The organism is Pseudoalteromonas sp. NH0006-26, from assembly GCF_057552415.1.
The window spans coordinates 238547-254812 of record NZ_BAAJMJ010000006.1 but is presented as its reverse complement, the minus strand read 5'-3'; the positions used below and the strand labels follow the sequence as shown (position 1 = coordinate 254812).

Sequence of the window (16266 nt, the reverse complement as noted above, 5' to 3'; positions counted from 1 at the left end):
GAATGTATGAAAACTACCACAAGAGTTAAAAGTGACCGCTAATTCATTTTCAAAGCGCATAAAAAAATCCGATACCAGAGACAGATATCGGATTTTGAAAGCGTTAAAAAGATCAGTCAACCGATCAAAAATATTCTTAACTGATCGGCATTACGCCAATTGGCGGTTTTTATTAGTAAGTTAAGCTGTTAACGCGCTTTATATTAATGACCTTTTTCAAAGTCATTTACTTCGTGCTCGGCTTCTTCTTTCGACTTACCATATTTTTGCTGAATTTTACCAATAAGTTCGGTACGGCTGGCTTCAATTTTGTCTAAATCACCGTCGGTTAGTTCGCCCCATTTTTGTTGCGCTTTACCTTTAAGTTCTTTCCAATTTCCTTCGATAACATCGCTATTCATAATTAACTCCTTATTGAGAGTGATGATTTATCCATTTTAAAAAGCGTTACTAATAAAGTGCTTTTTAACGTTCACTTATAAAGTAGCAAAGCCTATACCAATCAATATGGTTTTTAATTTTCTATTTATATCAGCAGGTTAGTATTTTTGATGCGCAAAAAAGATATAGCTGGTGGCGAGTTTTATAAAAATTCTGCAGGGTGGCTTGTAATTATTGCAGGGACTGTTACTTCAGTGGGGATTATTGCAGGGGCACTGTGCTGGTTTTTATTGTACTTATAAAAAAGCGAGCTATTAAAGCTCGCTTTACTGTTTAATAAAGGAATTAATGTCTAAAGCTTGGCATTAGCGCAGGAATGCCTGGCAGCATACCTACCAGTGCCATTACACCGGTTAATAACACAAACATAATAAGTGGAATGATCCAGCGGCTCATTCGTGATAAATCAGCACTTCTTTCTTTACATCCAATGAGGCCCAAGTTATCAAGCAGCATAGTTAATGACCAACCAAATGCAGGGTTTACTAGGCTTGATGCAAACACCACAATCGCGGCTGATTGTGTGGTTTTACCTTCACGGGTCATTTCCATACCCGCTTCAAGTAGTGGAATAAATACGCCAACAATTAAGGCAACACACAATACTGGCTGCCAAATCGCTAAGTCCATTGGGTAACCCCAAACACCGGCGATAATACAAAATAACGCAGTTAAAATTGCGCCAGCAGGAATAGGGCGCTTTGCAATGGCAGCGGGAACAATGTAAGTGCCCCAAGATGACGCAAAGTTAGCACCGCCTAATAGCGAGCCAAAGGTTTGTCTTGTTGATGCGCTAAGCATGGTATCGTCAATATTCATTTGTACTTTTTCAGTACGCTCTGGGTAACTAATTTTTTGAAATACTTGATGGCCTAAAAAGTCAGGCGACCACATAGCAACTGCTAAAACTGCAAAAGGAAGTACAACCACAAAGCTTTCAGCTGTTGGTAAGCCAAGCATCCAACCAGTGTTTTCACCCCACCAGTACATAGGGTTCATATTTGGTAAGCCCGGTGCCGTATGAAACTCAAACGGTGCGCCCAATGCAAAAGCAGTAAAACCACCAATTAAACAGCTCAGTGGCACGGCTAACCAGCGTTTTTTGTAATGCTCCAGTAAAGCATAAAGTAAAATTGTGGCTAAGATTACAATAAAGGCAATATGGGTCATTTGAATTTCTTCAGCCCATGCAAACAGCTTTTTAACCTGAGAAATGGTACCCACAAAGCCTAAATAGAGGAGTAGGCCACCACACACCCCTTTACTGGTGAGCTTGGCCATGAGACTGCCGCCTTTACTAAATGCTAATATCAATCCAAAGGCTCCTATGAGCAAACCAAAGGCCATAGGGTGTCCGCCTGCGGCAACCACAATAGGAATTAATGGAATGAGTGGGCCATGAGTACCCGCTAAGTTAGCGGTCGGTAAAATAAAGCCAGAAAATAGTAAAATAAATAACGAAACAATTAAAAGTTCGTAGCGTACGTTTTCAAGTACAAAGCCATCACTCAACCCCAAAGGGCCTGCAAACGTGGCAGCAATGGCTGCAACCATCACAACTTTACCTATAGTTGCGGCCATCGCTGGAATGGTGTCTTCAAATTCAAAGCGATAATCTCTAAACGGTAAATTTGGACGCCAGCGTTTTGGCTGCATAATTTGCAGTTCGTGCTCTAGATAAGCGTCGCGGCTTTCAAAATCAGAGCTGGGTTTATGAAGATTTTCATAGCTATCGGACGCGGTTTGAGTATCCGCTCCTGGTATAGCATCAGATGAATTATCATCTAGCGGCTTGGTGGTCATGACTTCTCCTGCAACTTAGTTGCTAACTCAAAATAAAAATACAGCTTTTACAAAGCAAATGAACGTTGAGTGCGCAGGGTAAAACAGCTTGCTACAGATTGTAATTAGGCAAAAGGTCGTGCATAGCCCAGTTTAACGCTTTGTAAGTGTTAACAAAAATAGCAAAGGGATGTATTGTAACTGGCTTGTTAAATTTAAAAGATCTTTAAATTCAGTGGTTTATTGTTCTGTTTTTACAGTGTGATCTTGTCATGCAGAATAGCGAAAAGGTCATAAAATCAGCAGGTTCAGCAGCAATCATTCTTTAGTCTAATAAAGGTGACGTTAGCCGCTATTTGCTTATTATAAATACAATTAGCCGCAAAGTTGCACAAAACGTAATAATTAAAAAGAGTATTTACTTAGCTGTAGCTTCGGTTTACAGCTTTATACCTACTAGGTATTTGAAACGAAATGCAATCACGAGCTAATTTAAGGGCATTTAAATCACTTAAAACGCCACTTGCTTTTTAATAATAAAACGATATTTTTTGCTACAATGTCGGCAAAGTAATTTAGGGTAAATAGCGTGCTGCCTGTTCAAGAAATATATAATTCACTCATTGATGCATTAAAAGCCAACCCAATCACCTTATTGCAAGCGCCGCCTGGTGCTGGTAAATCAACATGGTTGCCATTACAGCTTATGCGCGATGGGCATTATAAGCGCATCGTCATGTTAGAGCCGCGGCGCTTGGCGGCGAGAAATATTGCCAATTATTTAGCGCACTGCCAAAACGAAACGCTGGGGCAAAGTGTCGGTTTACGGATGCGAGGTGAAAGCAAAGTCAGCACACAAACTCGCCTTGAAATAGTTACCGAAGGCATGCTTACGCGCATGTTACAAAATGACCCTGAACTCAGTGATGTTGATTTACTTATTTTTGATGAGTTTCATGAGCGCTCTATTGCTGCAGATACCGCGCTGGCTTTAGCTTTAGAGTCGCAAGCGGCGCTGCGTGAAGATTTAACCATTATGTTGATGTCGGCAACCCTTGATAGCGAACGCTACACTGAGTTTTTTAATTGCCCAGTAATTCATTCAAACGGGCGAAGTTACTCCATTGACGAAATATATTGCCCAATAAAAGATGAAAGCCGCTGGCTTGATGCTATTCCATCAATAATAAAACAAGCACTCAATGAGCAAACAGGCAGTGCGCTGGTATTTTTACCCGGTCAGCGAGAAATACTGCGCGTGCAGCAAGCGCTGAGCGACTTGCCCAGTGATTGTATTGTTGCCACATTATTTGGCGAACAAGATAAAGCCAATCAACAAGCAGCAATTGCACCAGCGCCTCAAGGGATGCGAAAAGTAGTATTAACGACCAATGTTGCCGAAACAAGTTTAACCATTGAAGGTATTAGAATTGTGGTTGATAGCGGCAAGCGCCGTGCAGCCAGCTTTAATTTAAAAACTGGTGTCACTGAGCTTACTACGCAAAGTATATCGCGTTCATCGGCAGTACAACGCGCAGGGCGTGCAGGGCGAATAGAGCCAGGGGTTGTGTATCGGTTAGGTTCAAAACAAACTTTTGAGAGACGAAACAGCCACGATAACCCTGATATTCTTACCTCAGATATTAGCCAGCTGATGCTTGAGGCAAAGCAATGGGGCGCAAGCATTAGTGAACTCACCTTACTTGACCCGCCGAGTGAGCAACAATGCAGCCAAGCTAACAATTTACTATCTATGCTTGAAGCCATAGATAGTAACGGTAAGCTCACCACGCTGGGTAGTAAAATGTTGGGCTTTGGTGCCGATATTCGCCTAGCGCATATGTTATTAAAAGCGCAAATGTTAGAGCCACGGTTAAGTGGGATTTATCGCTTAGCTATTTATTTAATCGCCTTACTAGAGAGCCGAGTTAACACTGCCAATGAGCTCAACCTAGCATTGCATAGTCAACAACAACGACCACATCCGGTATTTAAGCAGCAATTAAATTATTGGTTAAAACGCTTAAAATTTACCGATAGCCGCACAGATTTAAACACTGAATATTTAAGCTTATTAGTATCGCTTGGCTATCCAGATCGGATTGCTAAAAAACGCGGCAATGGCTACTTATTAGCAAATGGCGCAGGGGCTGAGCTAAACCCTGACTACTGGCATAATGACGAATATATAGCTATTGCCAGTATGGGCGGGCATAAAGGCGGGCGAGTTTTTGCAGCCACGGCGCTAAATCCATTAGCGCTTAAAGAGTATTTACCGCATTTATTTACTGAGCTTACCCGCTGCGAGTTTGATGAAAAAGCCGCTCGGTTTATTCATCAAGATGAAGTAAAACTTGGGGAAATTACCCTTAGTAGCCAACCAAGTAAACATAAGCTTAATAAAGCAGAGCGGGCCAAGGCATGGCTTAGTTTGTTTGCCAAACAGGGCTTTTCACTGTTTAACGAGCAAAAAGAAAGTGAGCAACTGCTTATTAGAATGTGCCTAGCTAGCAAATTGATGCCAGAACAGTTTCCTGTTATTAATCAGCAGCAGCTAATTGACTCAGCAGGTGATTGGTTAGAGGTATACCTTGAAGATATTAAAACCCTTGAGCAGCTTAAAAAGTTTAATTACTTTGAGGCACTACAAAACTGCTTCAATTGGCAACAACAAAGCGAGCTTAAATCTTTACTCCCACTGAGACTAACAGTACCAAGTGGTTCTAATATAAAGATTGAATACCAACTTGATGGCCCCGCCAAGCTTAGTGTGCGCATGCAAGAAGTATATGGTTTAACCAGTACGCCTATGTTAGCTAACGGTAAATTAGCATTGCTAATGGAGTTGTTATCGCCAGGTAAGCGTTCACTGCAGTTGACTCAAGACTTAGCACATTTTTGGAATAGTAGTTACCGCGAGGTACAAAAAGAGATGAAAGGGCGCTACCCCAAACATTTTTGGCCAGACGATCCTGCCAATAGCGTTGCCACTAATAGAGTAAAAAGCAGAATGTGATCACGCTTTCTTAACTTTACTTAATGTTAAATGTTGACCATGCAAATAACGAACTTTTTTGGGCGTTTTACAAGCGACTAAACTACTATTACTTTAATGCTGATGTTTTATAGGGTAAAACTTATTACGCGAATGTGCATATGAGTAGTAAGGTAGCGAGCGTTTGTAACTAATTGAAGGCGCAGCTAACAATCTAAAAGTGATAATAGAGGGAACATGCATGAAAGGCGTTATCTTTAGAGGGCTTGAGGCACTGGTTATTGAAAAATGTGGCATGGCTGCATGGGACGACTTACTTGAAAAAAATGCACCTGAAGGTCGTGTTTATATTTCTGCAGAAAGTTACCCGGATGAAGAGATAGTTGCTTTAGCACAAGATGTAGCAACTGCACTTTCTATGTCTATGTCAGAGGTATTAAAGGCCTTTGGAGAGTATTTGTTCTCTCATTTGAAGGGGCGTCATCCTAGTATTGTTGCTAACTTTAATTGTTTTGCTGATCTTATTATTGGCATTGATAAAGTAATTCATGTTGAAGTAGCTAAGCTTTATCATGAGCCAAATTTACCTGAAATTGACGCCCAAATTATTGAAGACGGGTTTATTTTAATGCGCTACAACTCTAAGCGACAGCTTTGTATGTGCGCTGAAGGGCTTATTTTTGGTGCTGCGTCTCATTATGGAGTCGATGTTAAACTTAACCATGCTCAGTGCATGCATGATGGGTTTGATTCGTGCTTAATTGAAGTAAACTATGGGACTCACCATGGCTGAAGACGACTACAATTATAAAAAAGCGTATTTGCGCGAAAAATCAGCCAGAGATCAATTAGAAACCCTACTAGAAGACAAAACACGGGCATTATTTATTGCTAATCAAGAGCTGGAAGAAAAGCTCGAAACGGTCAAAAACCAACAAATAACTTTAATGCAAAGTGAAAAAATGGCCACGCTAGGCACACTCTCTGCTGGGATGGCCCACGAAATAAATAACCCGCTTGCTTATATAACCAGTAATGTAGCAAGTATAAAATTTATAAAGCCCATGTTGGTTACGTTAATGACGGCAGCTCAACAATTTGTAGATAAATCGATTTCAGTATCGCAGTTAGAGTCTATTTTAGTTCAGCTCAATCAAGAGAACGATTTAAGCTTTATTGTGGACGATATAGATGACTTAGTTGATGATACTCAAGAGGGCTTAGAGCGTATCGCTTATATTGTTAGCAACCTTGTCGACTTTGCGAGCCTAAAAGATAACGTAACAACAATGGCAGACATTACAGAATCATTAAATGGCACGCTAAAGTTACTCGACAACCAGTTAGGAACGTGTGCTATAGAGTTACATATAGAAAAAATACCTTTAACACAGTGTAATTTATCATCGATGAAACAAGTATTTGTAAACTTATTAATTAATGCGAAACACGCCTGTGATAGCCAGTTCGATCAGCAGGGAAAAATCACCATTAAGCTGTTTGCTAATAAAAATAATATTTATATTGAGGTGGCAGATAACGGCTGTGGGATGGATGGCGACATACTTAAACAAATATTCGATCCTTTCTTTACTACTAAACCCGTAGGCCAAGGCACTGGTATGGGAATGGCTATAGTTTACAACATACTTAAAGAGCACAACGGAACTATAGAGGTTGAAAGTGAAGTTAATAAGGGGTCTTTAATACGTTGTGTAATACCTATTTCAACAAAGTGCATGTAAGCTTTAAACTTAAAGCTTACATGCAGCTGTACCTAAAATACTAAAATGCAGAGCTTATGTCACTTAGATACTTTGTAATAACAAGCATATTAATTTTAATGACCATGGTCACTGGTTTACTAGTTGGTTATCGCTACTTTTTTAGTTTACCTAACATTGAGCAAAGTATTGAAGATTACCAAAACAGAGAGTTACTAAGCGTAAAAATTGCCTTAGACCGTGAGTTTGTATTTTTAAAAACGCTAAATTATGATTACGCTGTGTGGGACGATAGTTATGAGTTTTTACAAACGCTAGGCTCTCGTTACATTAGCTCAAACTTTGTTGATGATACCTTTAAATCGTTGAAAATTGATGGCGTATTTATTTATGATATGAACTTTAATTTGGTTTACTCTAAAACACATAATTATGTACAAGTTAATGATTTTGATGCCCCTGAATTTAACTTACAAACACACAAAAAAAATAAATCAATTTTACCTCTCAACTATATCACCCCACAAAATAACAGCTTACAACATTCTGGTTTTTTAAAAACGCAATATGGACCAGTGATGTTTGCATCTCATATGATCAGAAAAACCAATAACACGGGTGAACAAATTGGCGCTATGGTTTTTATAAGAAAAGTACGCCCATCGTTTATACAAAAAATTGCCAGTGTGTCACAGGTTGACCTTACCCACTCTATTCCAGCCGATGGACAGTTTGATACGCACCTAAAAAAATTAACGGGTAGCTTACAAGGCGGTAAAATTGCTACTCAAAGGCGAAGAGTGTTACTCGACATTAATAATGAGCCACTTATGCTGATAGATATTAAACATTATCATCAACAACTACCTACTTTATTAGACCGTGATTTGTTGTTAACACTATTAATGTTTTTGCTTATTTCGTTGCTGGGCTTATTTATTATTAATCGTTATTTTATTCGTCCTTTAATAAGCGGAGCTGAGGCATTAAATAAAATGCTACTTCGTAACACGTTAAGCCCATTAAGAATGAGTAATCAGTTTTTAGAGCTGCAAGTTCTGATTAAAGGTTTTAACGCTTTGTTTATGCAAATAAGTGAAAAAAATAAAGAGCTTGAGAGAATTAGTAAAATAGATGGGCTCACTCATTTATTTAATCGTCGTGCATTTGATGAAATATTTGATCAGCAGTGGAGCGAAGCAAAAAATGAATGTAGTACTTTAACGATATTACTGGTTGATGTGGATTTCTTTAAACAATTTAATGATGTGTATGGCCATCAAGCGGGTGATGCCGCACTGCAAAAAGTGGCTTATGTTTTAAATAAAACAGCGTTGCTTTATCAGGGGGTGGCAGCTCGTTACGGTGGCGAAGAGTTTATTCTTTTATTTAATCGACTCAGTGATGAACAAGGTGTTGAGGTATCAAACTTGTTGTTAAACGCCATTATTGATTTACATATTGATCATATTGGCTCTGATATACAAAATCAGCTAACTATTAGTATTGGCTGCGTGAGTATCAATGCAAACAGTATAATTGAGCAAAATATACAACCTAAATCGGTGATTAAAACAGCAGATGAGTTATTGTATCAAGCAAAAAAAGAGGGACGTAACCAGATTAGGTTTAAGTCGATTTAACTCGATACTTCTTGTCCGCCGTGTTGCTCAGCTAAATCATCAAGTTCGGCAACGGTATAATCAAATCCGCTTTCATCATATTCGTAGCTTACTTTAACGCTGTCGCCGCCATTGAAAAGGCGTGTTTTTACGTCATTGACTGGCCAATCTTTTAATTCGTGTAAAAAGCGGTTAGCCACTTGTGATGACTCAAATCGGTAACTAATCTCTGTTTTCATAAATAATAATACCCTGATAATTTTACCCCCGTAGTTTGTTGATTTTTACCAAGGAGTCAAGTTATCTACTTTAAAAGAGCAATAAATTATGACCTTATAGATACTTATCGGTCATAGTAATCTAAATTGGAGTGTTAACAGTATAAAGCTGTTTAAAAAACAATAACCATATAACAATAACGGAGTAGGCAATGAAACATTTAGTGACCTTAGTTGGGCTTATCGCTTTTTTAATGGTAGTACTACCGGGACCCCTTTATAAATTTAATATTGTTGAACTAGGCACTGCTTTTGCTGGTTTTAGATTAGGTGTTTATGTTGGTGGGGCAGCATTAGCCTTATTATTAGTTCAAGTGCTATTCATGCGTAAAACAGTGAGCCTAGCCAGTGCAGTGATCACGGTTATTTTTGCAGCTGTTGCTATTGCGATGCCGCTTAACATGATGAATACGGCAAAAAGTGTTCCGCCAATTCATGATATTTCTACCGATTTAATTAACCCACCTGAGTTTGTTGCGGTTGTGCCTTTGCGTGCTGATGCACCCAACCCTGTTGCTTACGCGGGTGAAGAAACTGCAGCGCAACAACGAAAAGCATATCCAGAGCTAAAACCGCTCGAGTACAACCAAACGCAACTAGAGTTAGTGGCAGCCACAACAAAAGCCATTGAAAACCTTGGTTGGGAACTGGTTAATAGTGATGTTAATAATGGTATTGTTGAAGCCACAGACACCACAACCTGGTTTGGCTTTAAAGATGATGTTGTAGTGCGTATTAACGACAAAGGCAGTAAGCGTGTGGTAGACATACGCAGTAAATCTCGCATTGGTAAAAGTGATTTAGGCAAAAATGCCCAGCGTATTAGTGCTCTGATTGACGAGTTAAACGCCGTTGTGGTGCAGTAATTGATAAAAATAGCCCAGCATTATGCTGGGTTTTTTGCAGTTGCTACGTCAGTTCATGTTCAGAGCTGATAATGCATACTGTGTGAGTTATAAATTTTAATAAACTATGGAGTTATTATGAAAACAGTCGGATATGCAGCAAAAAGCCAAGGTTCTGAACTTACAGAGTTTTCTTTTGAGCGCCGCGATTTACGAAATAACGATGTAGCAATAGAGATTTTATATTGTGGTGTCTGTCATTCAGACTTACACGCAGTGCGAAACGATTGGGGTGGCAGTAAATACCCATTAGTACCAGGGCACGAAATTGTTGGTAAAGTAATTTCGGTTGGTAGCGATGTTACTAAATATCAGCAAGGCGATACCGTTGCTGTAGGCTGTATGGTTGACTCATGTCAAAGCTGCGACCAATGTCATAATCACGAAGAGCAATTTTGTCGTGAAGGCATGGTTGGCACTTACAGTGGCAAAGACAGAATAAATGGTGAAATGACTCAAGGTGGCTACTCTAAGCATGTAGTGGTGCGTGAAGAATTTGTGCTTTCAGTACCTAAAAATTTAGAGCTATCTCGCGTGGCGCCTTTATTGTGTGCTGGCATTACTACTTACTCACCGCTGCATAAATGGGGTGTTAAAAAAGGCAGCCGTGTTGCAGTTGTCGGCCTTGGAGGGCTTGGCCATATGGCGGTTAAAAATGCCGTGGCAATGGGTGCAACGGTTACGGTTATTGGCCGCACTGAATCTAAAAAAGAAGATGCTATCGAGCTAGGTGCACAGCACTATTTAGTGTCGAACAACGATGATGAAATGAAAAATGCACAATCAGCGTTTGATGTGATCATTGATACTATACCGGTAAAGCACGACCTATCACTGTATACACCGCTACTTGATATTGATGGCACGTTAGTGATTGTTGGCCAAGTAGGCCCTGTTGATGAGCTAAACACAGTGCCATTGTTAATGGGTCGTCGTCGAGTGGCTGGTTCGTTAATTGGCGGCATTGCAGAAACACAGCAAATGCTTGATTTTTGTGGTGAGCACAACGTACTGCCAGAGTGTGAAATGATCAACATAGACGAAATTAATACCGCTTATGAGCGTATGGAACGCTCTGATGTGCGATACCGTTTTGTTATTGATATGTCATCTATTAGCGTTTAATACGCTAAAGAGTAAAATGTAAAAAGAGCCGCTTAGCGGCTCTTTTTGTTTTTATTAACAAGGCTGTGCCTGTTTAGTTTTGTTGCCGCTAATTTGTATATAACTAAGCAGCCACATTAACAGCCCACCTAAAAATAAAGCCGCAGCAACATAGCCTGTTTGATTTGGCGCTGTCCCTTTTGCAATAGCAATGCCGCCAACCCAAGGTCCAATAGCATTTGCAATATTAAACGCACACTGCACTAATGCCCCAATCATGGCGTGACCATTAGGTGATACATCCATTAATAGCGTTTGCACTAAGGTTGATAGACCTAAGCTGCAGCCAATAAAAAATATAACCGCATACAGCAGATAAATATTATAGCTGGCACTTACATATGCAAATGCAAAAACAATGGTAGAGGCAAGCGTAAATCCGGTGGTTTTTATCGCTGATTTATCGGCAGCTTTACCTAGCACGTAATTACCGAGCGTAGAGCCAATACCAAACATCACCATAGCAATTGAAATTGTATAGGGCGCGCTCTGAGTGACCTCTAAGATCGTATCGGCCACATAGGTATAAATACAAAATACGCCACCAAAGCCAATAATAACAATCCCTAATATTGACCAAACCAATTTGTTTTTTAGCACCCCTAATTCGTTGAGTAAGTTAGAGGTATGGGTGTTTTTAACATTAGGCACCACGTTATACACAAAAATAAAGGCAATAAACGCCAGTACACCTGCCCCAGCTAAACAATAGCGCCAGCTCAAGTTTTGCCCAACGAGGGTTACTACGGGTACGCCTACAATGGTTGCGACCGTCAGCCCCATAAATACTTTTGACATAAAGCTAGCACGCTTTCCAACAGGCGCAATATCTGAGGCCAATAATAAGGCTGCGCCAAAATATGCGCCATGGGGTAAACCACTTAAAAACCGAAACAGTACAAGTTGCTCTAATGAGCTAGCTAAGGCGCTTAAGCTATTAGCAATACACATTAAACTTAAAAATAGTAACAGCGCTTTTTGTTTACGCATGTTTGCTGTTGCCAACATTAAAATAGGCGCGCCAACAACCACTCCAAGAGCATAAGCACTAATGGCATAACCACTTTGTGATGGGGTACTACCAAATGCTTCACTAATTAATGGCAACATAGGCATCATAGAAAATTCAGATAAACCCAAAATAAAGGTGCCTAGCGCAAGTACAACTAAAATAGCGGCTCTATTGGGCTGACTCGACGGCGATGTAGTATCAACGGCCATGTAAAATCCTTGAAGGTATTGAATAAAATTTAATAACAAACAAAACGCCTGTACGTTTAAAAAATACAACACACACGTTTATTTAAAATTGAATATGGGAATGAGGAATAAAGAGACTGGCATTTTAAATTAAAAGCCTCCTCCCGTCATGGTCTAAACCATAGTTTAAGATGAATAAAATTTAACTTAAGCAAACGAAAGGCTGGTTTATATGGCCTTGCAAGCCACTCGCTCATTAAAAGCAAGATATATTAGATTAAAATGTAATGCTAGCTTGACTTTTTGTATGGTATGAATGACATTTGTAAAGTAAACATTACTTTTGAAACAGGATTAAAGCAATGAAAACAGAATTAAATTTAAAACAACGCCAAATTAAAAATACTAGCTACTTGGTTAAATGTACCTTGATTTGGTTACTCACCTTAGCGTTATGTAGCTTTGGCCCGACATTAATTTGGGATCGCGCCGAGATAATTAGCGGCTTTTTTATAGTTGTAAATGTAATAGCCGGCATTGTAATGATTTTGGCTAACAAACGTTACTTACAGGGGATGGATGAGCTGATGCAAAAAATACATCTCAGTGCCATGGGGTTTACCCTAGGTGCAATATTGGTAGGTGGGCTTGCGTACACTAATTTGCAATTGAGTGGCTTAATTGATTTTAAAGCACAGATACCCGATTTAATGTTTTTAATGGGAGCAGTGTATTTAATTAGCGTGTATGTACTTAACAAACACTATTGTGCAGGTGATGAATGAAAAACCGATTAAAGGTATTAAGAGCCGAGCATAACTACACCCAAGCAAGGTTGGCCGAGCTGCTAGATGTTTCTCGCCAAACTATTAATGCGATTGAAAAAGGTAAGTTTGATCCCAGCTTGCCACTGGCCTTTAAGGCAGCAAGGTTGTTTGAGTTAAAAATAGAAGATATTTTTGATGACGAACAGGGTTAAAAATTAACAAAGTGCGACAATATGTCGCGCTTTTTAGATTGCTACAGCACGTATAATTTACCCACAAAAATTTTGTGGTAAATCAATAATGACTGATAAAAAAAATTCTTTAACCTCTTATTTATTATCCCCTTTAGCGCTTGTTATAAGTAGCGTATTATCGCCAGTTGCTTTTGCAGATGACACCTCAATTGAAGTGATTGAAGTGCACGGCCAAGCACAAAATAAACACCTATCATTAGGCTCATCTGAATCGCTATTAACCGATTTAGGAGTGGACTTTTCAGCCGCCGGTGGCATGGCCAATTTACCTGTTTTAAATGGTTTAATGGGGGATAGAGTGGCGGTACTGGTTGATGGGGCGCAAATCACCGCCGCCTGTGCTAACCAAATGAACCCGCCACTGTCTTATATTTCAGCTAATCAAATTAGTAGCTACAAAGTGGTTGCAGGTGTTTCTCCAGTAAGCGCGGGAGGCGATAATATTGCAGGTGTGATTGCTGTTAATTCTGTTTCACCTCAGTACAGTGAAAACAGCGAACTTGCATGGCATTCAGGTTATGTGTCAGCCCAGTACAACACCCTTGATAACGCCAAAAAGGTCGGCGCAGGTATGCGCATTGCCAGCGATGTACTCAGTTTTAATTATCAAGGTGCTTATAGCGATGCTAACAGTTATGAAGATGGTAACGGCGGTTTAGTGCTCGATACCCTATACCGCGCGCAAAACCATAGTTTAAGTGCTGCCATGCGCGATGATAAGCAACAATTAGTGGTTAAGCTAAGTCATCAAAAAATACCCTATCAAGGCTTTGCTAATCAATATATGGATATGACAGATAACACCAGCTATGGTGCTGTGGCCCAGTATAAGCGCACTTTTACAAACAGTGAGCTTGAAGCGCAGTTAAATTGGCATAACGTAAAGCATGAAATGGGTTTTTTTAGCGCAGAAAAAACCGGAAAAATGCCAATGAAAACCGACGCCGAAGATATAAGCACCCAGTTAAAATGGCGACTAGCGCTTGATAACAACAGCCAGTTACTACTCGCGCAAGAGTATCACCACATGAAATTAGATGACTGGTGGCCTGCAGTTGAAGGCTCAATGATGATGGGACCAAATGACTATAACAATATTAATAATGGCCGACGTCAGCGTATTGCTTTGCTTGCTGAATATGAAAGCCAACTAAATACTCGCTGGTGGTTAAATGCAGGTATTCGATTTGAAAGTGTAATGACCAACACTGATGATGTACAAGCATATAATGCAGGCATGGCTGCAATGAATGCGATGGCCATGGCGATGCCAAGTGATGCAATGGCGGCTAAAAAGTTTAATAACCAAAACAAAAAACAAACAGATAATTTAGTTGATGCAAACGTGCTGATTAATTATCAACTAAGCAATAACGACGAACTACAAATTGGCTTAGCCCGTAAAAATCGTGCGCCTAATTTATACGAACGCTACAGCTGGGGCGTAGGTAATATGGCCACCACTATGATTGGATGGTACGGCGATGGCAATGGCTATATTGGTAATATAAACCTTAAACCAGAAACCGCACACACGCTTAGCAGCACGTACACCCGCATGGCAAAAGATGACAGCTGGCGTATAAGTGCTAACGCGTGGGTGAGCGACGTGAATAACTATATTGATACCAACATAGTAAGAAGCTTTAACCGCACAGCGCTTGCTGCCAATACCCGTAATGTACTTATGTTTAATAACGTAGATGCCAGGCTTTATGGTGTAAAGCTAGATGCGGTTTTAGCACTGCATGAGTCTAAGCAGTATGGTAGCTGGTCGTTAAAAGCGAATATTAGCAACACCCGTGGTAAGCGCGATGATACTAATCAGCCGCTTTATCAAATTAAGCCGCTGCAAACCCAATTTGCCATTAACCAGCAAGTTGGCCGCTTTGAAAACGCACTCACGTGGCAGTGGGTCGATAGTAAAACTCGCGTAGATAGCAACCGCCTAGAAAACCAAACTGAGCAGTATCATTTACTTAATTTAAGCTCAAAAGCAAGTTGGGATGCACTTACCGTGAGTGTTGATATTACCAATCTGCTTGATGAATATTATGAATTACCATTAGGTGGCGTAAGTATTGCTGAGTTTAAACAAGATATGTCGCAGGGCTTTAATCAATTAGCTGGGCAGGGGCGCTCAATAAATTTAGCCATGAGTTACGCGTTTTAAGGTGATAGATTAAGGTAGTATAAGCCGTCAGATTCGATTTTAGGTTAATCGAGTCTGACGGTTTATTGCTATTAATTTTTAAGTTTGCTTGTGACAAAATTCTATAAACTGCTTTAACAGCGGGTTTTTGTATTTGTCTTTATGCATCACTAGCCAAAACTGCCTTTGCATGGGGTGGTTTAAATTAAGCTGTGTAACACGGCCATCTTTTAGGGCATATTGCGCGGCAAGTGATGATAAACATCCTAAACCCAAGCCATTTGCTACACAGTTTATAAGCGCTTCAGTGGTATTGAGCTCTACGCTTTGCGTCCAATTTTTAATTTGTGGCGCAAGGCTATGTAAAAAGAAAGAGCGCGAGCCGGATCCAGTTTCTCTTAATACCCATTGGCTACTATTTAAGTCGTTAAAGCTAAGTTGCTTTTTTGCAGCCAATGGGTGGTTTATTGGCGCAATAATACACATGGCGTCATGGCTAAACACATTAGAGACTAAATCGCTTTGATGGGCTTGGCCCTCAATAAGTGCTATATCGAGCTCGTAATCTATAAGTTTTTGACAAATAAGCGTCGAATTGGAAATCAGTATTTGTTGCGAGTAATGCTGTTTCTGCGCTCTAAAGTTGCTTAACAAAGCAGGTAATACATGATTACCAATCGTATCGCTGGCACCAATTTTTAAAGTTCCGCTGGCAGGAGCGTTGTCTAAAAACAAAGTGTCGATAGTGTTTGCCCGATTTAATAGTTCATCAGCAAGGGGCAGTAGTTTTTGCCCTTCTTGATTTAATAATAACCGATTATTTACACGATCAAATAATGGATGGCCTAACTGCTTTTCAAGTTCGCTAAGCGCCATACTCACCGCCGCTTTAGATAAAAACAGTGACTCAGACGCTGCTGTAAGGGTGCTGTGCTGGGTTATGCCTACAAATACTTTAAGTTGCTTAAGTGAAATATTCATT

The 16266-nt window shown here is 40.0% G+C and carries 15 protein-coding genes; 10 read left to right on the top strand and 5 right to left on the bottom strand.

All coding sequences use genetic code 11. From position 1 onward, the window contains the following. Positions 1–203: 203 nt before the first annotated feature. Positions 204–401, bottom strand: a complete 198-nt coding sequence (locus tag AC27JR_RS11540) for a CsbD family protein (protein ID WP_487173671.1) — start codon at positions 399–401, stop codon at positions 204–206. Between the two features lie 150 nt (positions 402–551). Here AC27JR_RS11540 and AC27JR_RS11535 point away from each other — a divergent pair, with 150 nt between their 5' ends. After that, entirely contained in the window at positions 552–683 is a 132-nt protein-coding gene (locus AC27JR_RS11535) for a hypothetical protein (RefSeq protein ID WP_487173670.1), read from the top strand. A gap of 43 nt (positions 684–726) precedes the next feature. Here AC27JR_RS11535 and AC27JR_RS11530 read toward each other — a convergent pair whose 3' ends face one another. Beyond that, positions 727–2244, bottom strand: a complete 1518-nt coding sequence (locus AC27JR_RS11530) for a DUF3360 family protein (protein WP_487173669.1) — start codon at positions 2242–2244, stop codon at positions 727–729. A 568-nt stretch (positions 2245–2812) separates the two neighbouring features. Between AC27JR_RS11530 and hrpB the strand changes: the two genes are divergently transcribed. From hrpB to AC27JR_RS11510, 4 genes are all read left to right on the top strand, one after another. Then, entirely contained in the window at positions 2813–5239 is a 2427-nt protein-coding gene (gene hrpB / locus AC27JR_RS11525) for an ATP-dependent helicase HrpB (protein WP_487173668.1), read from the top strand. 220 nt (positions 5240–5459) lie between these two features. Next, positions 5460–6011: a heme NO-binding domain-containing protein gene (locus tag AC27JR_RS11520; RefSeq protein WP_487173667.1), complete on the top strand. Its 552-nt coding sequence runs from the start codon at positions 5460–5462 to the stop codon at positions 6009–6011. Next, complete coding sequence (locus tag AC27JR_RS11515; RefSeq protein WP_487173665.1) at positions 6004–6963, top strand: sensor histidine kinase; 960 nt, start codon at positions 6004–6006, stop codon at positions 6961–6963. The genes AC27JR_RS11520 and AC27JR_RS11515 overlap by 8 nt, the downstream gene beginning before the upstream one ends. Positions 6964–7019: 56 nt before the next feature. Next, a complete protein-coding gene (locus tag AC27JR_RS11510) occupies positions 7020–8585 on the top strand; it encodes a sensor domain-containing diguanylate cyclase (RefSeq protein WP_487173664.1) in 1566 nt (521 codons plus the stop codon). Here the strand turns inward: AC27JR_RS11510 and AC27JR_RS11505 are convergent. Next, positions 8582–8803 carry a hypothetical protein gene (locus AC27JR_RS11505; RefSeq protein WP_008108632.1) on the bottom strand — a complete coding sequence of 74 codons (222 nt, stop codon included), beginning with the start codon at positions 8801–8803 and terminating at the stop codon, positions 8582–8584. The genes AC27JR_RS11510 and AC27JR_RS11505 overlap by 4 nt on opposite strands. A gap of 191 nt (positions 8804–8994) precedes the next feature. Here AC27JR_RS11505 and AC27JR_RS11500 point away from each other — a divergent pair, with 191 nt between their 5' ends. Then, complete coding sequence (locus AC27JR_RS11500) at positions 8995–9708, top strand: DUF1499 domain-containing protein (protein ID WP_487173663.1); 714 nt, start codon at positions 8995–8997, stop codon at positions 9706–9708. Positions 9709–9825: 117 nt separating this feature from the next. Beyond that, complete coding sequence (locus AC27JR_RS11495) at positions 9826–10872, top strand: NAD(P)-dependent alcohol dehydrogenase (RefSeq protein ID WP_350608243.1); 1047 nt, start codon at positions 9826–9828, stop codon at positions 10870–10872. 54 nt (positions 10873–10926) lie between these two features. On the opposite strand, the gene AC27JR_RS11490 is transcribed toward AC27JR_RS11495, so the two are convergent. Then, positions 10927–12132 (bottom strand): MFS transporter, encoded by a 1206-nt coding sequence (locus AC27JR_RS11490; RefSeq protein WP_487173662.1) that lies wholly within the window; start codon positions 12130–12132, stop codon positions 10927–10929. Positions 12133–12473: 341 nt separating this feature from the next. Here AC27JR_RS11490 and AC27JR_RS11485 point away from each other — a divergent pair, with 341 nt between their 5' ends. The 3 genes from AC27JR_RS11485 to AC27JR_RS11475 all read left to right on the top strand — a co-directional run bounded on the left by AC27JR_RS11485 (position 12474) and on the right by AC27JR_RS11475 (position 15305). After that, positions 12474–12896 (top strand): hypothetical protein, encoded by a 423-nt coding sequence (locus AC27JR_RS11485; protein ID WP_010391213.1) that lies wholly within the window; start codon positions 12474–12476, stop codon positions 12894–12896. Continuing rightward, entirely contained in the window at positions 12893–13090 is a 198-nt protein-coding gene (locus AC27JR_RS11480; protein ID WP_008108814.1) for a helix-turn-helix transcriptional regulator, read from the top strand. Before AC27JR_RS11485 ends, AC27JR_RS11480 begins: the two co-directional genes overlap by 4 nt. An 88-nt stretch (positions 13091–13178) precedes the next feature. Beyond that, positions 13179–15305 (top strand): TonB-dependent receptor plug domain-containing protein, encoded by a 2127-nt coding sequence (locus AC27JR_RS11475; protein WP_487173660.1) that lies wholly within the window; start codon positions 13179–13181, stop codon positions 15303–15305. A gap of 78 nt (positions 15306–15383) precedes the next feature. Here AC27JR_RS11475 and AC27JR_RS11470 read toward each other — a convergent pair whose 3' ends face one another. Next, a complete protein-coding gene (locus AC27JR_RS11470) occupies positions 15384–16265 on the bottom strand; it encodes a LysR family transcriptional regulator (protein ID WP_487173659.1) in 882 nt (293 codons plus the stop codon). Position 16266 lies beyond the last annotated feature (1 nt).